This is a genomic window from Microbacterium deminutum (assembly GCF_039530205.1).
GTDB lineage: Bacteria > Actinomycetota > Actinomycetes > Actinomycetales > Microbacteriaceae > Microbacterium > Microbacterium deminutum.
The window spans coordinates 131546-156108 of sequence record NZ_BAAAOG010000006.1; the positions used below are offsets into that span (position 1 = coordinate 131546).

General features: G+C 65.7%; 23 protein-coding genes. 20 read left to right on the forward strand and 3 right to left on the reverse strand.

Going from position 1 to position 24563, the window contains the following annotated elements; all coding sequences use genetic code 11:
• The first annotated feature begins 19 nt into the window (after positions 1-19).
• The 7 genes from ABD212_RS14505 (at position 20) to ABD212_RS14530 (ending at position 6751) form a co-directional block, all read left to right on the forward strand.
• Positions 20-961: an ABC transporter permease gene (locus ABD212_RS14505; protein ID WP_344095851.1), complete on the forward strand. Its 942-nt coding sequence runs from the start codon at positions 20-22 to the stop codon at positions 959-961.
• Positions 958-2952, forward strand: coding sequence for a dipeptide/oligopeptide/nickel ABC transporter permease/ATP-binding protein (locus ABD212_RS14510; RefSeq protein ID WP_344095853.1), 1995 nt, complete (start codon positions 958-960; stop codon positions 2950-2952). The genes ABD212_RS14505 and ABD212_RS14510 overlap by 4 nt, the downstream gene beginning before the upstream one ends.
• Complete coding sequence (locus tag ABD212_RS14515) at positions 2949-4055, forward strand: oligopeptide/dipeptide ABC transporter ATP-binding protein (RefSeq protein ID WP_344095855.1); 1107 nt, start codon at positions 2949-2951, stop codon at positions 4053-4055. The genes ABD212_RS14510 and ABD212_RS14515 overlap by 4 nt, the downstream gene beginning before the upstream one ends.
• Positions 4052-5065, forward strand: a complete 1014-nt coding sequence (locus tag ABD212_RS14520; protein WP_344095857.1) for an alpha/beta hydrolase — start codon at positions 4052-4054, stop codon at positions 5063-5065. Before ABD212_RS14515 ends, ABD212_RS14520 begins: the two co-directional genes overlap by 4 nt.
• Before the next feature lie 14 nt (positions 5066-5079).
• On the forward strand, positions 5080-5616 hold the full coding sequence (locus ABD212_RS14525; RefSeq protein ID WP_344095859.1) for an alpha/beta hydrolase fold domain-containing protein: 537 nt from the start codon (positions 5080-5082) through the stop codon (positions 5614-5616).
• Positions 5588-6340: a hypothetical protein gene (locus tag ABD212_RS19025; RefSeq protein ID WP_425561279.1), complete on the forward strand. Its 753-nt coding sequence runs from the start codon at positions 5588-5590 to the stop codon at positions 6338-6340. Before ABD212_RS14525 ends, ABD212_RS19025 begins: the two co-directional genes overlap by 29 nt.
• A 222-nt stretch (positions 6341-6562) precedes the next feature.
• Positions 6563-6751, forward strand: a complete 189-nt coding sequence (locus ABD212_RS14530) for a nickel-binding protein (protein ID WP_344095861.1) — start codon at positions 6563-6565, stop codon at positions 6749-6751.
• A gap of 9 nt (positions 6752-6760) precedes the next feature.
• Here the strand turns inward: ABD212_RS14530 and ABD212_RS14535 are convergent, their stop codons facing one another.
• Positions 6761-9670, reverse strand: coding sequence for a helix-turn-helix transcriptional regulator (locus ABD212_RS14535; RefSeq protein ID WP_344095863.1), 2910 nt, complete (start codon positions 9668-9670; stop codon positions 6761-6763).
• A 152-nt stretch (positions 9671-9822) separates the two neighbouring features.
• On the opposite strand from ABD212_RS14535, the gene ABD212_RS14540 reads away from it, so the two are divergent.
• Positions 9823-11250, forward strand: a complete 1428-nt coding sequence (locus ABD212_RS14540) for an FAD-binding oxidoreductase (RefSeq protein ID WP_344095865.1) — start codon at positions 9823-9825, stop codon at positions 11248-11250.
• A gap of 128 nt (positions 11251-11378) precedes the next feature.
• Here the strand turns inward: ABD212_RS14540 and ABD212_RS14545 are convergent, their stop codons facing one another.
• Positions 11379-11798, reverse strand: coding sequence for an ester cyclase (locus ABD212_RS14545; protein ID WP_344095867.1), 420 nt, complete (start codon positions 11796-11798; stop codon positions 11379-11381).
• Positions 11799-11811: 13 nt separating this feature from the next.
• Complete coding sequence (locus ABD212_RS14550) at positions 11812-12357, reverse strand: isochorismatase family protein (protein WP_344095869.1); 546 nt, start codon at positions 12355-12357, stop codon at positions 11812-11814.
• A 182-nt stretch (positions 12358-12539) separates the two neighbouring features.
• Here ABD212_RS14550 and ABD212_RS14555 point away from each other — a divergent pair, with 182 nt between their 5' ends.
• The 12 genes from ABD212_RS14555 (at position 12540) to ABD212_RS14610 (ending at position 24556) form a co-directional block, all read left to right on the forward strand.
• Positions 12540-13010, forward strand: a complete 471-nt coding sequence (locus tag ABD212_RS14555) for a MarR family winged helix-turn-helix transcriptional regulator (protein WP_344095871.1) — start codon at positions 12540-12542, stop codon at positions 13008-13010.
• 278 nt (positions 13011-13288) lie between these two features.
• On the forward strand, positions 13289-13459 hold the full coding sequence (locus ABD212_RS14560) for a hypothetical protein (RefSeq protein ID WP_344095873.1): 171 nt from the start codon (positions 13289-13291) through the stop codon (positions 13457-13459).
• Positions 13460-13787: 328 nt separating this feature from the next.
• Positions 13788-14792 (forward strand): LacI family DNA-binding transcriptional regulator, encoded by a 1005-nt coding sequence (locus ABD212_RS14565; RefSeq protein ID WP_344095875.1) that lies wholly within the window; start codon positions 13788-13790, stop codon positions 14790-14792.
• A gap of 168 nt (positions 14793-14960) precedes the next feature.
• Positions 14961-16184, forward strand: a complete 1224-nt coding sequence (locus ABD212_RS14570; RefSeq protein WP_344095877.1) for a sugar ABC transporter substrate-binding protein — start codon at positions 14961-14963, stop codon at positions 16182-16184.
• Positions 16185-16282: 98 nt separating this feature from the next.
• Complete coding sequence (locus ABD212_RS14575; protein ID WP_425561280.1) at positions 16283-17245, forward strand: carbohydrate ABC transporter permease; 963 nt, start codon at positions 16283-16285, stop codon at positions 17243-17245.
• Positions 17246-17254: 9 nt separating this feature from the next.
• Positions 17255-18070, forward strand: coding sequence for a carbohydrate ABC transporter permease (locus tag ABD212_RS14580; RefSeq protein ID WP_344095881.1), 816 nt, complete (start codon positions 17255-17257; stop codon positions 18068-18070).
• Between the two features lie 55 nt (positions 18071-18125).
• The gene (locus tag ABD212_RS14585; protein WP_344095883.1) at positions 18126-20171 is read left to right on the forward strand and encodes a glycoside hydrolase family 31 protein; all 2046 of its coding nucleotides are present in this window, start codon (positions 18126-18128) and stop codon (positions 20169-20171) included.
• A gap of 395 nt (positions 20172-20566) precedes the next feature.
• Complete coding sequence (locus tag ABD212_RS14590; protein ID WP_344095885.1) at positions 20567-21028, forward strand: MarR family winged helix-turn-helix transcriptional regulator; 462 nt, start codon at positions 20567-20569, stop codon at positions 21026-21028.
• A 28-nt stretch (positions 21029-21056) separates the two neighbouring features.
• Positions 21057-22190: an LLM class flavin-dependent oxidoreductase gene (locus ABD212_RS14595; RefSeq protein ID WP_344095887.1), complete on the forward strand. Its 1134-nt coding sequence runs from the start codon at positions 21057-21059 to the stop codon at positions 22188-22190.
• Complete coding sequence (locus tag ABD212_RS14600; protein ID WP_344095889.1) at positions 22187-22915, forward strand: NADPH-dependent F420 reductase; 729 nt, start codon at positions 22187-22189, stop codon at positions 22913-22915. Before ABD212_RS14595 ends, ABD212_RS14600 begins: the two co-directional genes overlap by 4 nt.
• 333 nt (positions 22916-23248) lie before the next feature.
• On the forward strand, positions 23249-23512 hold the full coding sequence (locus ABD212_RS14605; RefSeq protein ID WP_344095891.1) for a hypothetical protein: 264 nt from the start codon (positions 23249-23251) through the stop codon (positions 23510-23512).
• 333 nt (positions 23513-23845) lie between these two features.
• Complete coding sequence (locus tag ABD212_RS14610; RefSeq protein ID WP_344095893.1) at positions 23846-24556, forward strand: alpha/beta hydrolase; 711 nt, start codon at positions 23846-23848, stop codon at positions 24554-24556.
• Positions 24557-24563: the final 7 nt, after the last annotated feature.

Below are 24563 nucleotides of genomic sequence, written 5' to 3' on the forward strand. Positions count from 1 at the left end.
CGACACAGAGGTCGTCACGATGGTCGGCTACATCACCAAACGCGCGGGACTTGCCGCCGCGACGCTTCTCGGCGTCTCGATCCTGGCCTTCCTTCTTGTTCACGCGATGCCCGGAAGCCCGGGTCAGATCCTTCTCGGTCTGGGAGCAACGCCGGACGAGATCGCCGCGGAGAATCAGACGCTGGGCTGGAACGACCCGCTCGTGGTTCAGTACCTGCGGTGGGCTGCCGGCGCGGTTCGCGGCGATTTCGGCACATCCCTCATCGACGGGCATGACATCGGCGGGGACCTGCTGGCCCGTTTGCCGGTGACCGTCTCGCTCGCCGCCGGGGGAACGCTCGTCAGTGCGATCCTGGGCATCACACTGGGAGTCGCGGCTGCCGTGCGAGGCGGCGCGACCAGCAAAACGGTGAACACGTTCGCCGGCATCTCGGTCGCGCTGCCCGCCTTCTGGCTCGGCATCATCCTCGTGTTCTTCCTCGCCGTGCAATTCCCCATCTTCCCCGCGTCCGGCTACGTGCCGATCACTCAATCACCGTCGCTGTGGGCGTCCTCGCTGTTCCTTCCCGTGCTCACGCTGGCTATCGGCGGGGCCGCCTTCATCGCCCGCCAGACCCGGGCGTCGATGATCGACGCGCTCTCGCAGGAGCACATCCGCACGCTGCGCGCCACCGCAACTCCCACGAACCGCATCCTCTATGTGCACGCGCTGCGGTACGCGAGCCTGCCGATCGTCGCCAGCGTGGCGCTGCAGTTCATCGCCCTGTTCGGCGGCTCCGTCGTCGCGGAGCAGCTGTTCGCACTGCCGGGGCTCGGCAACGCGATCCAGAAGGCCGTCGGGACCAACGACAGTCCCTCCGTGCTGGCCGTAGTGGTCGTCGCCACCCTGGTGGTGATCCTCGTGAACCTTCTCCTCGAGTTCGTCACCCTCCTACTGGACCCGAGGCTGCGTGCACAATGACCACTCCACTCATCCGATCGGTCAAAGCGCCGTCCAACTCGCACCCGCTGCACCGTCTGCTGCACTCGCCCGCAGCGCTGGTCGGTGCGGCGTGGCTGCTGTTCGTCGTGGTCGCCTCGCTCACCGCGCCGCTGTGGACGCCCTACCCCCCGAACGAGCAGGACTTCACCGTCATCCTCACCACCCCGAGCCTGGCGCACTGGCTGGGCACCGACGAACTGGGCCGCGACATCCTGAGCAGACTCTTCACCGCGGGCGCCGATGCGCTCACGGTTGCCGCCGTGGCCGCGGCCGTCCCCTTGATCATCGCGGTCCCCCTCGCGCTGTGGTCGGCATCTGCCGGCCGCCGACAGGAGACGGTCATCAACCGGATCACCGAAGCGGTCATGGCGATCCCCGGCGTCATCCTCATCCTCGCGCTGGTCGGTGTGCTCGGCCCGAACCTGATGCTGGTGATGGCGATCTTCGGCATTCTGGTCGCCGCCGGCCTGTATCGGGTGTTCCTCGGCCAGGCCAAGTCGCTGCAGTCGCAGCTCTACGTAGACGCCGCGCAGGTCGACGGCAGCTCCCCGGTCGGCACCAGTCTCCGCCACGTCCTTCCCGGTCTGACCAACACGATCGGCGTGCAATTCGCGCTGCTGTTCGCCGTCAGCCTGCTCGTCCAGGCCGGACTGGCGTTCCTCGGCTTCGGACCGAAGATCCCCGCGCCAAGCTGGGGTGGCATGATCCAGACCGCATCGCAGCACGTCTACGACGCACCATGGCTGATGGTGCCGACCGGCCTCATCCTCGTCTTCACCGTCCTCGCCGCGAACGCGGTAGGTGATGTGCTCTCACAATCACCCGACGCTCCGAAGCTGCAGATCGTCCTCGGACCCGCGGCACGCGGGGCCAAGAAGTCCGGTGTTGGCGTTCCTGAAGTGTTGGCGGCCATGCCCGTCGCGGATGCGGCATCCGGGCTCATCGTCTCCAATCTGTCCCTGGCGCTCGAAGACGGAACCACTCTGGTCAGCAACGTGTCCTTCAATGTCGCAGCCGGCCGAGTTCTCGGACTTGTCGGCGAATCCGGATGCGGCAAGACACTGACGGCGCTCTCTCTGATGGGCCTTGTCCCCAGTGGGATCGCCCCCAGTGGCGGGACGATCGCGTGGAAGAACATTCAGATTTCCGGCGTCAGCGAGCGAGAGCTGGCGGGTGTCCGTGGAAGAAGAGTCGCGTTCATTTCCCAGGAGCCGATGCGCGCCCTTGACCCGATGTTCACCATCGGCAACCAGCTCGTCTCCACGATTTCTCGGCTGCAGCAATGCAGCAGGGCCGCCGCGAAGGCGGAGGCGACCGCGTTGCTCAACAGCGTCGGAATCGTGGACGTGCCGCGTATTCTGCGTGCGTACCCGCATCAGATCTCGGGCGGGATGGCACAACGAGTCGCCATCGCATTGGCACTTGCCGGCAAGCCGGAGCTGCTCGTCGCCGACGAACCCACCACGGCACTCGACGTCACCGTTCAGGCCGAGATTTTGGATGTGCTTCGCACGTTGATCGCGGAGCGCGGGATGTCGATGGTCATCGTCACCCACGACCTCGGCGTCGTCGCCGACATCTGCGACGAAGTCGCGGTGATGTACGCCGGGCAGATCGTGGAGACCGGATCCGTCACTGCTGTCCTAGACTCACCTGAGCATCCGTACACGATGGCTCTTCTGGCAGCCGATCCGCACACCGTCGAGGGTGTGGTCGACCGTGAACGCCTCGCATCGATCCCCGGGCTCGTGCCACCGCCCCAGGACTGGCCGAGCGGATGTCGATTCGCCCCGCGCTGCCTATTCAGCACCGCCGCCTGCGCATTGCCGGTGCCGCTGTCCCCGCGTGCCTCCACGACGGGCGAGGTGCGATGCGTGCGAGCGAAAGAACTCGTGCTCAGCGGCACGACCTGGGCAACCGAGGACGAACTCATCACGTCGGCGCCCGAATTCCTCAAGGAGATGTCATGACTCAGACGATCCTCGAGGTCACCGACCTCACTGTCCGCTACGGCAAGGCAGGCAAGCACAACACGGCCCCACCCGCGGTCGACCACGTGAGCTTCCGCATCGAGCGGGGCGAGACCGTCGGTCTCGTGGGGGAGTCCGGCTCAGGTAAGACCACGATCGGCAAGGCCATCCTCGGTCTGCAGGCCGTCACCGAAGGATCGATCGTCTTCAACGGGGTAGATGTCACCCATGCGAGTCGGAAGGAGCGCCGCGCGCATGGCGGTGATCTCCGGGCCATCTTTCAGGACCCGTTCTCGTCGCTCGATCCACGTCGCACGATCGGCGCTTCACTCGCGGAACCTCTGCGCATTGGCAGAGTCTCCGCGACCGAAGCCGAACGGCGTGTCGATGACGTTTTGCAGCGCGTGCGGCTGCCGGCCGAATCCGCGCAGCGGTACCCCCGTCAGTTCTCTGGCGGTCAGCGTCAGCGGATCTCGATCGCGCGCGCTCTGATCACGAACCCGTCGCTGGTGATCTGCGACGAACCGGTGAGCGCGCTCGACCTGTCGACGCAGGCGCACATTCTGAACCAGCTCGCCGACTTGCGGCGCGATTCGGACCTCAGCTACCTCTTCATCGCACACGACATCTCGGTCGTCGGATTCCTCGCGCAACGGGTGGTGGTGCTGTACCGCGGCGCCGTGATGGAGACCGGGCCATCCAGCGACGTCACTGTCGCACCGTTGCACCCATTCACTCGCGCCCTGATCGCTGCTTCCCCCGTGCCGCGGCCCGCGGAGCAGGCGCAGCGTCGAAAAGGTCGAGCAGAGCTCACGGTGGGGACGGCCGCGGCTGTCAGCGCGACCAACGCTGGTTGCCCATTCGCGGCTCGCTGCCCGTTCGCCGCAGACGTCTGCGTTACCACTCGCCCGGCGCTGAGCCGGGTCGGCCAGACCGAGGTGGCGTGCCACGGCTGGGATCCATCATCCGGTCACCCTGGCCTGCCCTCGACGCAGGCCCGAACAGCGGTCGTCTCAACCATCGTCGCGGCCTTGGACCCCGAGGAAAGGCCGTCAGTCGAACCAGCTTTGACCACCGCCCCTACGAACGGAGCCCAGAAATGACCCTCACCGGAACGGAAGTCGTCGCAGAGTTCGGCCCGCCACCGCCCTATGACGCTGAGTGCGGTGCCGTGGTCGCCGGACTGCCGCCGTTCCCCCCGTTGACGATGGAGACGATTCCGGACATGCGGGCGGGTGCGGACACGTTCATGCCCCGCCCGAGCAACGAAGATCTCGAGCGGGATGGTCGGTACGCGGTCGAGGAGCGATTGGTTCCGGGGGCGAGCGGTGCTCCAGACGTGCCCTTGATCATCTGTCGGCCGACCTCGACATCCGCCGCCGCCCCTGCGCTCTACTACCTGCACGGGGGCGGGATGTTCGGCGGTTCCGCCCGTGACACGCTCAGTGACATCGTGGCCCTTGCGGCCCCGCTGGGCGCGGCTGTCATCTCTGTCGAGTACAGACTGGCGCCGGAGACGCGGCATCCCGGACCCGTCGAGGACGGCTACGCCGGAGTCGCCTGGGCGGCCGCTCACGCAGAGGAGATCGGCGTCGATCCTGCGCGCATTGTCCTGATCGGGGGCAGTGCCGGCGGTGGGCTGGCGGCAGCAGTTGCACTCCTCGCGCGTGACAGAAGGGGTCCGGCACTGTTCGGCCAGCTACTGATGTGCCCGATGCTCGACGATCGGAACAACAGCCTGTCAGTGCAGCAGATGGCGTCGCTGTGGATGTGGAATCGATCCGACAACGAGATCGGATGGAGCGCGCTCCTCGGCTCCGATCGCGGTGGTCCAGATGTCTCGCCATATGCGGCACCGGCCCGCGCGACAGACCTGTCGGGACTTCCGCCCACGTTCATCGATGTGGGCTCGGCAGACAGCTTCCGGGACGAGGATGTCGCCTTCGCGAGCCGGATCTGGGCGGCAGGTGGGGTCGCTGAGCTGCACGTCTGGCCCGGGGGTTTCCATGGCTTCGAGGCCATCGCTCCTCACGCGGCGCTCTCCAAGGCGGCAGTTCGTGCGCGCGCCAACTGGCTCGAGCGGCTTCTCGCGCCTGCCGCATCCGAGCAGTAGCCCTCGGGGACTTCATGACTGACACGGATTTCACGCTCTCGGGCCTCAGGGAGGCTCCGGCGGTCACGCTTCCGACATACTTTCCTCCGACCCACGGCGTGCGTGGACAGGACGGACGCGTCACATACCGGGGAGAGACGGCTGCGCTGATCGAGGGGTACCGCAATCTGCTGGTCGACATCATCGTTCCCCCGCGGGATACGAGCGAGCGTGTTCCGGTAGTGGTGTTCATCCATGGCGGCGCGTTCATCATGGGGGCTAGCGAAGAAGTATGGTCACCGTGGTTTCACATCATGCAGGAGAAGATCCTCGCCGCGAGGTTCGCGTTCGCGTCGCTCACGTACCGGTTCAGCTCGGAGGCGCCCTTCCCTGCTCAGCTCGTCGACGCCAAGGCGGGCCTGCGATACGTCCGCCATTTCGGTGCAGACCTTGGGTTGGACTCGGATCGAGTGGCGCTGTGGGGCGGCTCAGCCGGCGCGCACCTCGCGCTGCTGGTCGCGCTGACCCCCGGCCGCGATCTCGGTGAAGATCGGGTTCGACGCGGCGGATGAACCGGTCAGCGCTGTCGTGGACTACTTCGGTCTCACCGACATCCTCGCCATGCCCGACACCGAGCGGGGCGAGGACGGCGTGCTGTCCAGGTTGCTGGGCGGCCCAGTAGCAGAACGGGCAGACCTCGCCCGCGAGGCCAGCCCGATCACTCATCTGCATCCGGACGCGCCACCGATGCTCGCTTTCCACGGGACGGACGACGGTGCGATCGACATCGACCAGAGTCGACGATTTCGTCGCTCGTGCACACGAGATCGGTGCACCAGCGGAGCTCGTCGAGATCGACGGCGCCGACCACGGCTTCGTCACGGTCGACATAGATCCGATCCTCGATCGGTCGATCGCATTTCTCGGCACCGAGCTCAGGCGCCCGACTCGCTTGTAAGAGCGTGCCCGCGCTCGCGTTACGGCTTGCGCGACCTCCCACGAATGAGGTCCGCGGCCTGCGGTCGACGGCAGGGCGGGATCAGTGGTCGCTCGCGCGCACTCGCCAGGAGGATGCTCGGGTCTCGAGGGCATCGGCACGAGCGTCGATTGAAGGATCGCGTCGCCGAGGACCATCTCCATGGCGAGCCGGCCCGTCCCCAGGTACGGAATCCGCGCCGTTGTAAATGCCGGTTCAAATCTCACCGTAGGCGCGCGGTCGCAGTCGTGCTTGTCCGGTTGCCCAGCGGCCGATTGTTGTGCCGGTTTTGTGCCGGTTGCTCTGTTGCAACCGACTAGGACCAACTGCGACCAACGAGCGCTGCGCCCGCGAATTCTTGCAAGTAACTGCGACCAACTGGCACTCACCAGCCCGGGCAAACCAACTCATAATCGTGATGTCCCACGCCGGGGACAACCCTGGAGGTAACCGCGCGAGTCGGCGCCGCTTATGGAGTGCGGTCATCGGTCGCTCTCGCGGGATGAATCTGTGCGGCGCCAGCCAATTGGACCCCGAGCGATGTGGACCAGTGTGCCGTCCAGTCGGGCAAGGTCCCCTGCTGCCACGCGTGTGGGCCGTATTGCCTGTACGAGGCGCAGTCGGCTGACGCGATCCGGGCTGCCGCCGCGAGAGCGGGAATTCCCGCCGATGCCGTCATCGAACTGGCCGGCCGCGTCCTGCCATCCGGAGAGCTGGTCGGAACCGAATAGTCTGTGTTCCTACACCAGGCCCTGGTCTCGGGCGTATCGAACCGCCTGGGAGCGGTTGGAACTCGCGGTTTTGGTGAGGGTGCTTCGGATGTGATTGGCGACGGTGTGCTCACTGATGAACAGCTTCACCGAGATTTCGCGGTTCGACATTCCCCGGTCGATCAGGCGGAGGATCTCGATCTCTCGGGCCGTGAGCCCGTCGACGCGCCCGCGCAGTCTCGGATCGCCATCGACGAGCTGCAGAACTCGCAGCCATCCGGCCGTCGAGGCGTCGACGCGGACACGATCCGCAAGTGCGAGAGCCTCCCGTGACCGGGCACCGCGCGAAGCAAGCCAATGCGCGGTCGCTGCCCGCGTATAGGCGGCGTGAAGATGGGCGTGCACTCTTTCATCCAACTCGAGGGCAGCTTCGAAGGATGCCCCAGGGTCGCCCGTCTCGACGAGCGCATCGAGCTGGCCGAGGTAGCGGTCGGCGGCTCCGAAGCACGACACGAAGACGCCGGACATCAGGTTGAGCCCGCTGTACTCGGCCATCAGCGGACGGAGCTGCGCCGCGGCGTCGTGATCTCGAAGGAAAATCGCCGCTTCCGTCATGAATGCCAGAACACCGGGCCATTCGGCGGACTCGTGCGCTGCGGCGGTGTCGTGTTCACGCAGCCAGGTGAGCATCCGGCCCGCGGGCCGCGCCATCCCGAGTTCCGTGTAGATGCTGAGCAGCCCGGGCGCCCAGTGCTGGTGGGGCGATTCGTCGCCTGAAATCACCCCCCGGACGGAGCCCAGGTCCGCGAGCTCACGTTTGATCATGTATAGCTGCTGCGCCGCGACGTTCGACCCGGTGTCCGAGAAAAAGGCTTCGGCCTGTGCTGCCCGTCGGTAGGCTTGGCGGGCTTGGTCGAGCCGCCCTGCGACGAAGTGTCCGCCGTAGATCAAGCAGTCGCGCCAGTACTTCCAGTAGCTGCCAATTCGTTCCGCAACCATGGTCAGCTCCGTCTCAGCACCTTCCAGTCCTGACCGGTCACCCACCAGGTAGGCCGCGGCCGCCCTGTAATAGAGAGCTACGTATAGCCGATCGTCGATACCGTCGCGCGTCTGCGAACTCGCGTTGGCGCGACTCCAGATCTCGCCCGCTCGTTCGTATACGTCGCGCAGCCCCTGCGGCCTGAAGCTATGCAGGTAGCCCTTGAGCATCACCAGCAGCAACAGGTTCTCGTCGCCCGTCGTCCGCGCCTGTTCGGTTGCCGCAGCCGCAAAGCTCCGAGCTTCATCAGGACGTCCCGACAGCGACGTGGCCCGTGCCAAAGCGGCCAGCGCTTCGATCCGCTCGGGCTCTGTCGCCTCCGTGTGTTCCCAATCGAGTGATTGCAACAAGAGCTGGACTGCGCGCTCACCGTGAAGGCCAGGCTGTACCATCGTCGATGACTCGTACTCAATGGCACCTAGGAGGCGTTCACGAGGACCCCCGGATGCGCAGACTCGCTCCGCCAGCGAGCGTGCCCTCGATAGGTCGACCGCCAGCCGCCAATAGGCAGCCGCCGAAAGCAGAAGTTCATCGCGTCGAGTCGTCCTGTCGCACATGTCGGCCGCTCGCTCGAATTGCCGTGCAGCCTCCTCATAGGCGAATCTCGATGCCGCGAGCCCTGCCGCCGCTACTGTGTGCTCTATCGCCTGGTCGCGGTATCCGAGTGAGATCGCGTGAGAGTAGTGATAGGCGAGCCGCTGCGTCAGCCGAGGCGGGGGTGGCGACCTCCGCCCCAGCATCCCGGCAGCGCGAGCGTGAAGGGTCGGCCGCTCGCGGGACGGGATGCTGTCCAGGAATGCTTGCCGGGCGATTGCGTGCGGGAACCGCAGGTCATCGGTGGATCCGTCCGCGGATTCCAGCAACCCTGCGGCCGAGGCTTGATCGAGCGCCTCGAGGACGGCGCCGACTGGTTCATCCGTCATCCCGACGATCTCATCGGGGACCACGTCCATGCCCAGCACCGCGGCCCGCTGAAGGAGCCGTCGCTGCCCGGCATCGATGGAGTGCAGCCTCGCGCGCAAGAGGTCGTTGACCGACTCCGGCAGGGTGATGCCGACCGAGTGCGCCGCGACGTCCTCGGAAAAGCGCCATGCCTCACGGAGGAGGAAAGGATTTCCACCGGTCAAGTAGCTCAGGCGGGCGGCTGAATCCTGAGCGTCCCCCTTCGGACCGACCTGCCGTCGGCGCGCATACTCGGCGACTTCCTCCACTGTCAGCGGCGACAACGGTATTCGGCGGACTCCTTCGAACGAGTGCAGCGACGCGAGCACCTCTTCTGCGACTCCCGAACGATCCGGTTCCGTCGAGCGCACGCCACCGAGCAACATCACTCGACTGGCCGCGAGCCCCTCGATCAGCCGGGGAAGAAGCCGGAGTGCCGTCGCGTCCGCCCACTGTAGATCGTCCAGCACGATCACGATCGGATGACTATCGGCGGCTTCCCGGATGAGATCCACGATCGCGGATGCCAGCCGGAGTGGATGCACCTGGCGGTGCGTCTGCGAGACGAGTCCTTCGCGGTCATCTGGGTGAAGACCGCTTGCACTGACCGTCTGCCGGATCAGTTGGCTGGCTGAGTCGGCGGCAGTCGGCCCCCTGACCAGGTCGAGCAAGGCCCGGAGAGGGACGTCCAGAGGCTCGAAGGGCGCCCCGAACTCGGGGACGCACGAACCGACAAAGGCCGCCGAGCCTCGACCGGCAAGACGCGTCGTCGCTTCGGCCATGAGTCTTGTCTTGCCGATTCCCGGTTCGCCGGTCACAAACAAGGCGTGAACCGACCCGGCGATGACGTCGGGCCACACCGACAGGATCACATCCAACTCTCGGGTACGCCCCACAAAGGGCGGTTGGTCGGCGGTCCGCCATCCGGTCGGCAACGGTGGAACTCTCCACGCCCCCATGCCGCAAACCTATTGCGCCCCTCGGATCGCGTCGACCCTTCGGCATCGTCGGGAGGGCATTCCCTGAGGAATGGGCATTTCTAGTCATGTGGCGGTGGGTGTCCAATCCGTAGCCTCGGTCTGGCACACCCTGCGAGGAATCGGGAGTCTTCATGACCGCTTCACTGTCAACTGTCGCCGCCGGAACCGTGGATTTCAGCGACGAGCAGCTCGCCGATCTCCGGATGCTGTTCCGCGGTCCGCTCATTGGGCCCGGTGACGCCAGCTACGACGAGATCCGGGTGGTCGAGAACCTCGCGATCGATCGCCGGCCGGGCCTGATCATCAGGTGCTCGGGCATCGCCGACGTCATCGACGGCGTCAACCTGGCTCGAGAGCACGGGTTGCAACTCGCGGTTCGGGGTGGTGGTCACCATGTCGCGGGTCATGGAACAGTCGACGGTGGTCTCGTTCTCGACCTGCGGGACATGAACGGAGTCTGGGTCGCTTCGGCCAACCGGACGGTGCGTGCTCAGGGCGGCGCGACGTGGGGGCAAGTCGACCGGGAAGCCCAGATCTTCGGTCTGGCCGTCCCGGGGGGCGTGGTCTCGACAACCGGTGTGGGCGGTCTGACGCTGGGCGGTGGCATCGGCTGGCTGCACCGAAAGTGGGGCTTGAGTTGCGACAACCTCCTGGCCGCTCGAATCGTGTTGGCCTCGGGCGAACTCGTCACCGCCAGCGACGACGAGAACACGGACCTGTTCTGGGCGATCCGCGGTGGTGGGGGGAATTTCGGCGTCGTGGTGGACTTCACCCTCCGGGCCCGCGAGATCGGACCGGAGGTCGCCCTCACCGTGGTATTCCACGACGCAGCCTCCGGTGCCGAGCTGATGCCGCAGTGGCGCGACCTCGCCCTTCGTGCAGGTGACGAGGTCACCACTCGAGCCATGTATTGGTCATTGCCAGCCAGCGACGCGCTGCCGCCGCCGGTGCAGGGCAAGGAGGTATTCATTGTGGCCGCCCTCTATGCCGGCGACAAGGAGGAGGGGCAGGGGATCATTGACGAATTCCGAAGCCTGGGGAGCCCGCTGTTCGACATGACCGACTACATCCCGACCTTCCGGGCTTTCCAGGCAGGGTTCGATCCGTTGGTGGAGAACCTCCACTCCTACTGGAAGTCGATGTATCTCCACGATTTGACCGACGACGCGATGGCGTTCATCCATCAACTCGCGATGTCCAGACCCGATCCCAGCACGCTCATCCACGTGCCGATCATCGGCGGTGCCACCGCGGCCGTGGCAGCCGACCAAACCGCATTCGGCGACCGCAGTGCCGCGTTCATGTTGAGCATCGACGGAGGAACCCCCGACCCCGCCACCTTCGATGAAGTGCGCGACTGGGTCCGCGCCTCGATCGAGGCGGCACGTCGTCTCGACGGTGCCGGCGGCGCCTACCTGGCCTTTTCCGGTGATGCCGGAACGGACGAGCGGGTACTGCAACAGCAGTACGGCGGCAATCTCGACAGATTGAGAGCGATCAAGTCGCAGTACGATCCCGGCAACCTCTTCCGGGTCAACAACAACATCAAGCCGGCGTGAACTCCGGCTTTGGGTCGGTGTGAACCTGCTAACCGCGCCGCGAACCCAAGAGGCTGACCCGACTGCCTCGAGAAGTCGACGGCCCGCGAGCCGACGACACAGTTCGATGCCTGGACGGCGCGCGCAGGCTACAGCACCCAAGGCGCGCGGTACGTGCCCGTGGTGTTCAAGAACGCTGTGAAGTCCTCTGCCGCCCACTCTTCCGCAATCAGGCCGTCCTCGAGACGGTAGAAGTCGATCGCATCCCAGCGCACGTCTTGGCCGCTTCCGGCGATGCCGAGCAGGTCGCCGCGCAGCGTGCCGGTGACGATGAGCCGCACGACGACCTTTTCGTCCTGCACAGCGATGTCCTGCAGGTCGGCGTGTAGGTCCGGGATGGCGCCGACGACGGCTCCCATGAGTCCCGCGACGTTGTCCCGCCCCGCGACCGTGCCGACAGTCCCGCCGTGCCAGGCCATGCCGTCGGTCAGGTACTTCCCGGCGTTCTCAGCATTGTGGTTGTTCAGCACGTCGTCCATGAAGTCGAGGACGACCTGTTCCTGTCCCATCTCGGATCCTTCCCTATTCCTTCATCAGCCGGTCGACCACGACGATCTCCCGGATCGGCACGGCGGTATCCCGTCTCGCCCAGTCCCGTTGCAGCTCCGTGGCTACCGACACCCAGCTGACGGGCTGGGCGCCGGCGGCTTCAACGCGCCGCAGCCCGGCGCGATGCGCCTCCTCGGACGTCCCGCCGATAGCATCCACGACCGGGAACACCTCGTAACCCTCGCGCAACGCGTCGAGCGTCGGGTAGGCGAGGCACGCTTCGGTCCAAAGCGCCGAGATGACCAGCTGGCGGCGCCCGGTCGCCTCGACCGCTGCGCGGAACTCGATGTCCTCCCAGGCGTTGATCTGCGTCCGGTCGATCTCCGCGCTCTCCGCGAGCACCGCCTTCAACTCGGCCACAGTCGGCGGCTGCCCCTTCGCGACGTTGACCGTGGACAACACGATCGGAAGCCCGAACGTCGTGGCAATCCTGGCGAGCGTCACGACGTTCTTGGTCATCAGCGCGGCGTCCATCGAGTGGACGGCCGCCACCTGCGTCGGCTGGAAGTCGATCACCACGAGCGCCGAGTTCTCCGGCGTAAGCAGCGGATCGGTTAGCGGGTCGCGACGGGGTTCGCTGGTCATGGGGTCCTCCTCGATGACGGTCGCGGTGCGGTCAGCGTAGAATTATTTGCTCGCGCGTGCAACTATATACCCCGGGGAACCAGGTACTGCGGAAACCCGGCGATAGAGTGGGGACGATGGTGGGTGTCAGGCCTTTCGATGGCGTTGAAGATCGCGCGTGGCGCGCGCTCGTCCACGTGGCCGACCTGCTCCCGCGCCATCTCGAGAACGAGATGGAGGACGCGCGACGCATCTCCGTCAAGGAGTTCGCCATCTTGCTGCACCTCTCCGAGTCCGACGATGCCACCCTTCGGATGAGCACCCTCGCCGCGGACACTGGCCTCTCGCCGAGCCGCACGACGCGCGTCGTCGAGACCTTGCGGCGGCGCGGCTGGGTGGAGAAGACACCGGATGCAACGGACGGTCGCGCCACGACCGTCGCGATCACCGACAAGGGCCGCGAACAGGTCGGGCCCGCGTACGACGTTCAGGTCAGGGGCGCCCGGCGCATCCTTTTCGACCACATCACACGCGAGGATGCCGAACAGCTCGCCCGCATCCTCCGTCGACTCTCGATCACGCTCTCCCGCGAAGACCGATTCGATTGACATGGCCGGCGTGGAGCGCCCGAATGCGGCGGAGACCCGCGCCTGGCGTGCCATCGGCCGCATCGCGACGATCCTGCCCCGCCACTTGAACGATCAGCTGATGGATGCCCGGCACGTCTCGCTCTCCGAGTTCGGTCTTCTCCTGCACCTCGCCGAGTCCGCGCGCGGCACTCTCCGGATGTCCGATCTCGCCGAGCCGCGACGCGCGTCGTCGAGGCCGTGCGCATGCACGGGTGGGTTGAGAAGATCCAGGACCCTCGGGCCGGCGCGTCACGGCGGTGATCCTGACCGCGAGCGGCCTCGACCAGGCGGACAAGGCGTACGAGGTGCAGGCCGAAGGCGCGCGGCGGACCCTCTTTGATCAGCTGACGCCGGGCGAGGTCGACCAGCTCGGGCGCCTGCTGAGCGACTTCGCCGAGATCCTCCGCTCACAGGACCGCTTCGACTGATCCCTGCCTGGACGAACGGATGAGCGCATGAACGGTCCCAACGTCCACTCTTGGCAATCACCTCATGAGCCGCACGGGATACGGAGCGATGCAGCTGGCCGGGCCGGGTGTGTTCGGCCCGCCGACAGACGCTGCGGGCGCAGTGCGGCTGCCGCGGGATGCGGTGGAGTCCGGAGTCGATCACATCGACACGTCGGATTGCTAACGTTCTGAGTACTCGGGTCGACATCGCCGGTGATCCAAGTCATGGATCTTCCGTTTGTGCACGTGGCCTGGTACAGTCGTCAAACCGGTTTGATTCACCGGTCTCGGAGTGATGGAGCGTGCGATGGCGACGATCGGGGACGTGGCGAAGTACGCCGGCGTGTCTCGAAGCACCGTTTCGCACGCGCTGTCGGGCAAGCGGCCGATCTCGTTAGAGACCCGTCAGCGGATCAGCGAGGCGATCGTTGCCCTGCAGTACACCGCGAACGCTGGCGCCAAGGCGCTGGCAACCTCGAAGACCTCGACGCTGGGTCTCATCGTTCCGTATACGCCCGCTGAGTTCGCTCCGGCGCGAATGCAGTACGTGATGATCGTCTCCGAAACGGCGCGCGAGCTCGGCTTCGACGTCCTTATGGTGACGGACTTCGATGGGAGGGCGGGCATCAAGCGCGTGACCGATAGCAGTCGCGTGGACGGCGTGATCTTGCTCAACGTCACGCGTCACGATGAGCGCATCGGAAGTGTTCTGGCTGCTGCGAAGCCGGGTGTTCTGATCGGTCTCGCAGACGACAACGCGGCACTGGACAGTGTCGACCTCGATTTCGCAGCTGCCGGACGAAGCATGGTGCGACACCTCGCCGAGCGGGGTCATCGTCGGGTGATCTTCGTCACGCTCCCGACTGAGATGTTCCTGCAGGATCTCGGGTACGTGTGGCGGCTGCACGAAAGTGTGATCGACGAGGCACAGACTGCGGGCCTGGCGCTGACTGTCGTCCACGATGCGGCGGACCCCAAGGACCGCATGCGCGTTCTCGCCGGGGCGCTGGACGCGACTCCCGATGCGACGGCGCTCCTGGTGCACAGCGTAGGTGCCCTCATAGACCTGCCCGTGCTTCTCAGCCAGCGTCGCATCTCCGTTCCGCGCGACTTGTCCGTGGTGGGTCTGTTCGGGGATGAGTTCGGCGCAATGTTCGCACTCCCGTACACCGCCGTCGAGCCATCTCCGGAGGTGGTTGTCTCCCGTGCGGTGCACTTGGTCGCGGAGCGGATCGAAGACCCATCCCGCCCGGTGGTCCAGGAACTGCTCGCGCCGCTGATGGTGGACAGGGGGAGCACTCGTGAAGTCTGACGAAGGCGGGGCGGTATTTTTTTTGGGACACTATCAAACCGGTTTGACTAACTTTCCAGAGCCAGATCGCCTTCGGCGATCACAAGAGGTATTGTCCGCGGATCCACACCGGGATCCACGGACTGCCAATCAAGAATCCAAACAATCGCATCAGCAAGGGAGCTAATCATGAACAAAAAGGGGCTTGTCGCAGCCGCGGTGATCGTCGTCGGCCTGTCGACGGCGCTGGCCGGATGCGCGGGCGGCTCCGGCGGCGTGTCATCCACGGCCGCCGGAGGACAGAAGCTGCTCGTCGAGGACTACTACGCCGGGCCGCAGGCCGCGAACTACGACAAGATCTACCAGTCGTGCGCGGCGAAGGCCGGCAATACGGTCACGGCGAACCACGTTCCGAACGGCGGTCTGATTCCGAAGGTCCTGCAGCAGATCTCATCCAAGACCCTGCCCGATGTCCTCATGCTCGACAACCCGGATGTGCAGCAGATCGCGGACTCCGGTGCGCTGACCCCGCTGAAGGACTACGGCCTCAGCTCCGACGGGATGACCCAAGGCGTGGTGGACGCAGGCACGTACAAGGGCGAGCTCTACGGGCTCGCGCCGGGGGTGAACTCCCTCGGCCTGTTCTACAACAAGGACATGCTCACGGCAGCCGGCATCCAGCCGCCGACCACGTGGGACGAGCTGCGCGCAGCTGCGAAGAAGCTCACCGCCTCCGGCCGCTACGGGTTCGCGTTCAGCGGCGTGAACAATTATGAAGGCACGTGGCAGTTCATGCCGTGGATGTGGAGCAATGGGGGCGACGAGAAGGACCTGAAGTCGCCGGAGAATGCCCAGGCGCTGCAGTTCCTCGCCGACCTCATCAAGGACGGCTCGGTGTCGCAGAGCGTCGTGAACTGGTCGCAGGGCGACGTGAACAACCAGTTCATCGCAGGAAAGGCGGCCATGATGGAGAACGGCCCCTGGCAGATCCCCGCGCTCAAGCAGGCGAAGATCAACTTCGGGTACGTGCCGATTCCGCCCCAGGCTGAGGGGAAGAAGTCCCAGACCCCGCTCGGCGGCGAGACGTTCACCGTGCCGAATACGGGTGACAACGCGAAGATGGCGGCCGCCGGCAAGTTCGTCGGCTGCCTGAACACCGCCGAGAATGAGGCCCTGATCGCCGACCAGAACAACTACGTGCCATCGAACGTCGAGGCTGCGAAGAAGTTCGGTGAGAGCAACGCCGACCTCTCCGGCTTCGTGCAGATCGTCGCGGACGCCCGCTCACGCACCGCAGAGCTGGGCGTGACATGGCCCGACATCGCGACGCAGATCTACACCGCCGAGCAGCTCGTGCTCACCGGCAAGGCGACGCCTCAGGACGCCCTCGCCCAGGCGACGGCTGGCAAGTAGCAACACGGGAGGGCCCGCCACCCGGGCTCAGGCTCCGAAAGGCCGCCTCGTGACGCCCCTCCTAGGGCGCCACGAGGCGGCACGAAAGGACAGAGGACATGACGTTGGCTCACGTCGAGACGTCCGCGCCGCCGCCGACCCCGTCAAACGGCCGACCGCCGCAGACACGCCGCCGCCGATTCGGGGCGGAGCGAGTGGCTCAGTGGATGTTCATTCTCCCGGCGGTGGCATACATCGCGCTCTTCTTCGGCTATCCGATCGTCCAGAACGTGGTCATGAGCTTCCAGGAGTACACGACCAAGACGTTCTACACCGGGGAGGCGCCCTGGGTGGGCCTGGCGAACTACGTCACCGTTGTGACGAGTCCGCTCTTCTCGACGACGATGATCAACACCGTGCTGTTCACGATCGGATCGATCATCGGTCAGTTCGTGATCGGGATGGCGCTGGCGGTCTTCTTCAACCATCGGTTTCCGCTGAGCGGGGTGCTGCGCGCACTTCTCCTGCTGCCGTGGCTGCTGCCTCTCATAGCATCCACCGCGGTGTGGAAGTGGATTCTCGATCAGGACAGTGGGGTGCTCAACCAGACCTTGCTGTTCCTTCACGTCACCTCACACCCCATCCCGTGGTTGAGCAGTCCCGACGTCGCGCTGGTCTCCGTGATCATGGTCAACGTCTGGCTCGGGATCCCGTTCAACGTCACCATCCTCTACGGAGGCCTGCAGGGCATCCCTGGCGAGCTGTATGAGGCGGCTTCGCTGGATGGCGCCACCGGCTGGAAAGCATTCCGGTTCATCACCTGGCCGAACCTGCGCCCCGTCGTGACCGTCGTGTTGGTGCTCGGGGTTGTCTACACCCTCAAGGTTCTGGACGTGATCCTGGGCCTGACCGGCGGTGGACCGGCGAATGCCACGCAGACGCTGGCGACGAACTCCTACCACGCGTCATTCGTCCTCTTCCAGTTCGGGATCGGAGCCGCGATCAGCAACATTCTGATCGTCATATCGCTGATCTTCACGGCCATCTATCTGCGCCTGAACCGGCGCCCGATCGACGAATAGGGCCCTGCCATGGAGCGCAGATCTCCTCGGAGACTTCCATACACGATCCTCGCGATCGTCTTCTTGGCCATCATGCTGTTTCCGGTCTACTGGATGGCGAACACGTCACTGCAGTCTGGGGCGGCGGCAGTGAACGCGACCTTCTTCCCGACGCATCCGACCTTCGCCGCATACCAACAGGCGATCAGTGAACAGCTCGCGAACATGGGGACGAGCCTCATGATCGCCGTCGGGACCGTGATCTTCACGCTGCTGGTGGCCACACCTGCGGCGTACGCGATGGCCAAGTTTCGGCTGCCGTGGGCCGGCACCGTCCTGCTTGCGCTCCTGATCTCGCAGATGATCCCGGGCATTGTCATCGCGAACGCGCTGTACACGATCTACAACGACATCGGTCTGCTCAACACCATTCCCGGACTGATCCTCGCGGACTCCACTACATCCATCCCGTTCGCGATCCTCATTCTGCGCGCGTTCATGGAAGCCATCCCACCCTCGCTGGTCGAAGCCGCCCGGGTCGACGGCGCTGGGCCGTGGCGCGCCTTCTGGTCCATCGTCGTCCCGCTCAGCAGGAATGCGATCATCACCGCGGGGCTGTTCAGTTTCCTCTTCGCATGGAGCGACTTCGTGTTCGCGCTGACACTGACGACGTCCGACACCGTGCGGCCCGTCACGCTCGGCATCTACAACTATCTCGCCGCCAACGTGCAGAGCTGGGCACCCGTCATGGCGACCGCGACGCTCGCATCCATCCCAGCGATCATCTTCCTCGTCTTCGCCCAGCGGTACATCTCAGCCGGAGCCCTGGGCGGGGCGCTCAAATGACGGATACATCCGCAGACACAACATGCACATCAACCCCTCGAAGGACACCCACGCTATGACGCTGTTCCAGCGCCTCCCCGACGGACTCGAGATCCGCAATCGCCACGAAGTCATCCGCATCCAGGCCTGGGGGAGCCACAGCCTCCGTGTACGGGCGTCTCTGCACTCCATCGACGTGAATGATCATGGGGCCCTTGGCGATGCGATGGAAGCGGGCGAGCCCATCATCGTGATCGAAGGGGACCGCGCGGAAGTCGTGCGTGGGCGGATCCGTGTCACGGCGTTTCTCGATCGCTCAGAGGCGATTCCCGAGGTGCACCTCGCGTTTTCGGACACCGTCAGCGGACGCGAGTTGCTCAGCGAACAGCGCGAACACTTCTGGACGCCCGGGCCTCGCGTCTACCTCGGGAACCGATCCGGGGCGTTCGAACTGCAGCAGGAGTTCACCGCCTACGACGGCGAGCGGCTGTACGGGATGGGGCAGCGCACGCACGGCCGACTGAACGTGAAGGGACTCGCGCTCGATCTGGTACAGCGCAACGGGGAGGTCAACATACCGTTCGTGCTGTCCGATCGGGGCTACGGCTTGCTGTGGAACAATCCCGCGGTCGGCCGGGTCGAATTCGCCGATAACGCGACCCGCTGGCAGGTTGCGCAGGCACGCCAGATCGACTACTGGATCACAGCCGGGGGTTCGCCCGCCGAGATCCTCGCCGCATACGCCGATGCGACCGGTCATGTCCCCGAGTTCCCGAGGTGGGCGAGCGGGTTCTGGCAGTCGAAACTGCGCTACCGCACCCAAGACGAGTTGCTCGAGGTCGCCCGCGAGTTCGCACGCCGCGACCTTCCACTCTCGGTGATCGTCGCCGACTACTTCCACTGGTCCGCAATGGGCGACTACCGCTTCGACGCGGAGGAATGGCCGGACCCCTCCGCCATGGTCGAAGAGCTCCGCGAGCACGGTGTGGAACTCATGGTCTCGGTCTGGCCAACCGTATCGCCGCTGTCGGAGAACTATCCGCGGTTCCGCGACGAGGGCCTACTTGTGGCCACCGACCAGGGCCTCGAGGTGCACCAGTCGGCTCGCGACAAGGGAATGCCGTTGGCGATGCCGGTCAGCCTCTATGACCCGACCAACCCCCGGACACGCGAATTCGTATGGGATCTGATCCGACGGAACTACGTGTCGCACGGCATCGGGATCTGGTGGCTCGATGCGTCGGAGCCCGAACTGAACCCCGCCCACCCGGAGAACCTGACGTTCTACGCTGGGCCAGGCGCGCAAGTCGCCAACATCTACCCGCGGGAGAACGCGCGGCTCTTCGCCGAGGGTATGGCCGCCGACGGGCTGCCGCAAACAGTGCTGTTCTCGCGCTCCGCTTGGGCGGGGGCTCAGAAGTACGGCACCGCGGTCTGGTCAGGCGACATTCCGGCGACATGGGAATCGCTCGCGACACAGGTCCGCGCGGGTCTGAATATCGCCATCTCCGGGATCCCGTGGTGGACCACGGATATCGGCGGCTTCCACGGTGGTGATGCGTCGGACCCCGCCTACCAGGAGCTGATGGTGCGCTGGTTCCAGTTCGGCGTGTTCTGTCCGATCTTCCGCCTCCACGGTGACCGCGATCCACGTAACTCGGATGGCTACGCCGCCAGCGGCGGCCCGAACGAGCCATGGTCCTTCGGCGACCATGCCTACGAGATCATCGCCGCCACGATCCGGCTCCGTGAACGGCTGCGGCCCTACATCCACCGGCAGATGGCAATCGCCTCGCAGACCGGGCTTCCGCCAATGCGCCCTCTCTTCGTCGACTTCCCCGACGACGCGGCAACGTGGGACGTGGACGATCAGTTCATGTTCGGCCCCGACATCCTGGTTGCTCCGGTGCTTCACCCCGGTCAGCGGGCACGTCCTGTCTATCTGCCTGCGGGTAGAACGTGGACGGACGCATGGACGGGGCAGGCGATGGACGGCGGACAAGTCGTCAGCATCGACGCGCCGCTCAACCGCATTCCGGTCTTCACAACCGATGGCGGGCCGGTATTGCGAGCCGGGGACTCGGAGGCTCTGCTCGATGAGCCGAATCGCACATTGGCGTAGGAGGAATCCTCACTCTCGGTCGCGCATCGCCCGAGCGCAACCTCTAAGCCCTCGTAGGGCATGAAGCGCGTCATCAGACGATCATGCCCGCAAGGGCGCCGCATTCGGACATGGCCCGGATGAGGTCCTTGTTGCGAGTTCGCCAGAGTTCGCCGATCGTTTGGGCGCTGCGACGTGGATGGCGGCACACGCTTCACGGCACTTACACGCTCATCCTCCGCCCGGCGTGAGATTCCACGACCGACAGGACAGCGAGTCACGAGACGGCTGCTCACGAGAGTCCTCGCCTGCCGCGCATCCCGTCGGTGCGTGTGTGCAGGCGTGCCGGAATAGTTGCGTACGCATGTATGTTCAGGTATTCGTGCGCGCAGTCGACGGGAAAGTGGGGGCGACCGATGACGACCAAGGACGTCCGTCTCGCGAACGAGGCGTGGGAGGCGTTGTACCGCTCGATGATGACGATTGCGCGCGAACTCAAGGCCGGCGACGTCTGGGAAGACCTGCTGGAGAGCGAGTACGGCGTCCTGTACGCGATGTCGACTGCACCTGCGGGATTGCGGTTGGTTGACCTGGCGGGCGACGTGCTGATCTCTCAGCCAGGCCTGTCGCGCCTCATCGGACGCATGGAGGAGCGGGGCCTTGTCATGCGGGAGGACGACCCGGACGACGGCCGAGCGTGCCGCATCCGGCTCACCGACAAGGGTGCGGGGCTTCAACGACGAGTGGGCGCAGCGCACGCGCGGCACGTGACCGCTGAGATGACCTGCCGGCTCGACAGCCAACAGCTGCAGCAGCTGCGCGACCTGTGCCGGCTGATGCTGGAGCCGACACCCCCGCAGACGACGGCCAGGCCGTGACCGAAGTGCACCGATGACAGGAGAGATGATGACAACCCCGCTTGACCGCGACCAGCTGGACCCTGAGCGTTTCGAGTTCGGCCTGAACTCTTTCGGTGAGAATGCCACCGACGGACACCGTGTGATGACGGATGCCGAGACCATCCGTCTGCTCGTTCAAGAGGCGCAGCTGGCCGAAGCGGTCGGGCTCGACGTGTTCAGCGTCGGCGAGCACTACCGCGAGGGCCACAACGACTCGGCCACTCCCGTCGTCCTGGCGGCTGCCGCGCAGGCGACCACCACGATCGGGCTCGGCACCTCGGTGACCGTGCTGTCGACGCAGGACCCGGTGCGCCTTTACCAGGAGTTCGCGACAGTCGACGCGCTGTCCAACGGGCGCGCCCAACTCGTGCTGGGCCGGGCGTCGGCGATCGAGTCGTTCCCATTGTTCGGGTACGACATCGCCGAGTACGAGGACCTGTTCGACGAGAAGCTCGACCTGTTCATGAGGCTGCAGCGCGAGGAAGCCGTGACCTGGTCGGGCCGCTTCCGCAGCCCGCTGACAGACCAGAGGCTTCATCCGCGGATGCCGGAGGGCGGCATCCCCACTTGGATCGGCATCGGCGGAAGCCCGGACTCCGTCATCCGCGCGGCCCGCTACGGGCTGCCGCTCATGATGGCGATCATCGGCGGGCGTCCCGAGCGTTTCGCGGGACACGCGGAGCTGTACCTGCGGGCACTGCAGCAGTTCGGCCAGCCCGAGGTGCCGATCGGCCAGCACTCGATCGGCATGGTCGCCGACTCCGACGACGATGCCATCGAGCTGTACTGGAACTACTGGCAGCCGGTCATCGAGCAGGCTAGCGTCGAGCGCGGGTTCTATCCGCCCACACCCGAGCGCTACAGGCTAGAGGTCGAGACCGGCTCGCTGTTCGTCGGCTCGCCCGAGACGGTCGCCCGCAAGATAGCATTCGTCGCGCGCGCCAACCACCTCAGCCGCTTCGACCTGAAGTACGACCTGATGAACCTCCCTCGCGCTGTGCGAGAACGCAGCATCCGTCTGCTCGGCGAAGAGGTCGCTCCTCGCGTTCGCGAACTGCTCGCCGAAGACCATGATGAGTGGATCCCGAGCGGGATGGCGCCCGCACGTATCACCGCGGATGGGAAGGCCGTGCACGCATGACGGGTATCAAGCCGGTGATCGGGATCCTCGGTGCCGGCAAGCTCGGCACGGTCCTCGCGCGGCTTGCCGCGAGGGCTGGCTATCAGGTCCTCATTGCGGGATCCGGTGATCCGAAGCGGATCGCATTGACGATCGACGTCTTCGCGCCGGGGGCGACAGCTGTGAGAGCGGCGGATGCCGCGGAGCGGGCCGACATCGTCATCCTGGCTCTCCCACTCGGCAAGTACCGCACGATTGCGGCGGGCGCCCTCGCTGACAAGCTGGTGATCGACGCCATGAACTACTGGTGGGAAGTCGACGGATTCCCCGACGAACTCACCGACCCACTGACCTCGAGCAGTGAGCTGGTGCGGGACTTCCTCCCGACATCCCGTGTGGTGAAGGCCTTCAACCACATGGGCTACCACGATCTCGAGGACGAGGCACGAGCCGCCGGCCTCACCGGACGCAAAGCTGTCGGCATCGCGGGCGACGACGCGGGCGATCTCGATCTCGTCGTCGGTCTGGTGGATGATCTCGGCTTCGACCCCGTCATCGTCGGATCGCTCGCCGACGGAATCAAGCTGGAACCCGGTACGGAAGCCTTCGGCGCTGATGTCGATGCCCGCGAGCTGCGTGGCATGATCGACCGGTTCGCCACCTCGCAACGCGGCCTTCGAAGGGCAGCCGCGTTGGCCGGCCGCGCCCCGCTCATCGGTACGCTTCGAGAGCGGACGGGTTCCTAACCAGATGGCGGTTGCTATGCGTTGCTCGTGGTCGCTCCCGCTTCCAGGAAGGGGATCGCATTCGGCTGAACGTTGAGGGCCGGGTTCGTCTCCCGCGACCAGGGCCGTCACAAGCGAGCGTGAGCACGGGCCATCTGGAACCAGCATCCGGGGTGGACAGCGCCACTGCGCAATCGTCACCGAATGCGGCAAGACCATCGAGGGGTCGGCGCAGCCCGAATGTCTAGTCGGAAGACAAAAAGCAGCCCTCAGGGACGTCGTGCCCTGTCGCGCACCGCAACCCCCACCGCACTCAACTGCGCGTCGAGAACGTGCCGACCTATGCTGTCGGTCATGAGCCAAGTCGAGATCGCTGTCGTCTCCTACACGCTTTCGGCCGACTATCTCGCGACCGTCGGCGCCGACTTCGATGTCGAAGCAGCCGACGACGCCATCCTCGCACGCCTCAATGAGGTGGTGCCGGCGGGGGTAACCGTGCATCGAAACGGGACGGTGTACGCGAACGAAGACGCAGCGGATGCCGCGCGGGCGATCGATTGGGACGACCTGCTGAGTCGGATCGACGTAGACCAGATCCTCGCCGAACACGGACGTTGAGCGACCGGCTGTCGGGCGGAGAAGGCCGACTCAATGAACTCTCGACGCCGAGCGCGCGGCGCGGCACTGGCTCTTCAGTCCTCGGTCGACGTCGAGCCGGCGCCGGGCGGCGCGGACTAGGTCTGCCAGGCTCGTAGCTTGGAAGAGTCGCAGTTGTGCGCGGGTCCGTCGCTGCGGGAAGCACCAGCGGCAGCTGCGAGCAGGCCGCAGCGGATCAGAAGGGCCCTTGACGCAAGGGCTTGTTGGTTCCATGATCACTGGGTATGCCGATTGACCTAGCCACAAGGGCAATCGTCATATTCATTCGAAATGATTCGTGAGGAGGTCTATGTCATGTCCGCTGAGCGCACGATCGTGCTCGTCCATGGTGCTTTCGCTGATGCGTCCGGGTTCGCCGGGGTCATCGGTGAACTGGAGTCATCGGGTTACGGGGTGGTGGCACCGCCGAACCCGCTGCGGAGCCTCGCGACGGATGCCGCCGCGGTCGCCGACGTCGTCGGCGCCATCGACGGGCCGGTGGTCCTGGTCGGTCACTCCTACGGCGGAGCCGTCATCACCCAGGCCTCGGCGAGCCTGAGCAACGTCGACGCCCTGGTCTATCTCGCCGCCTTTGGGATCGACGTCGGCGAGAGCTGCGCGAGCGTGCAGGGCCCGTTCCCTGCCCCGCTGCTGGCAACCGAGAACACACCCACGCCGTACGACGCTCCCGGAGGCCCGGGCGGCCCCGACCTCTACGTCAAGAAGGCGCGTTTCCGTGAGGTCTTCTGCGGCGACTCCTCTCCCGAAGCCGCGGCCGTGATGTACGCCACACAGCGCCCCCTCGCCGCGGCGGCATTGACGGAGAACGCGACCGCGGCGGGGTGGCACGGCATCCCGAGCTGGTTCCTCGTGTCCGATCAGGACAACGCAATCGCACCCGAGGCCGAGCAGTTCATGGCCGAGCGGATGGGCGCGACCGTCGAGCACGTCGACGGATCACACACCGCGTTCATCCCGCGTTTCGACCGCGCAGCCGCGATCATCCGCGTGGCTGCGGAGTCGTGAGCGCAGG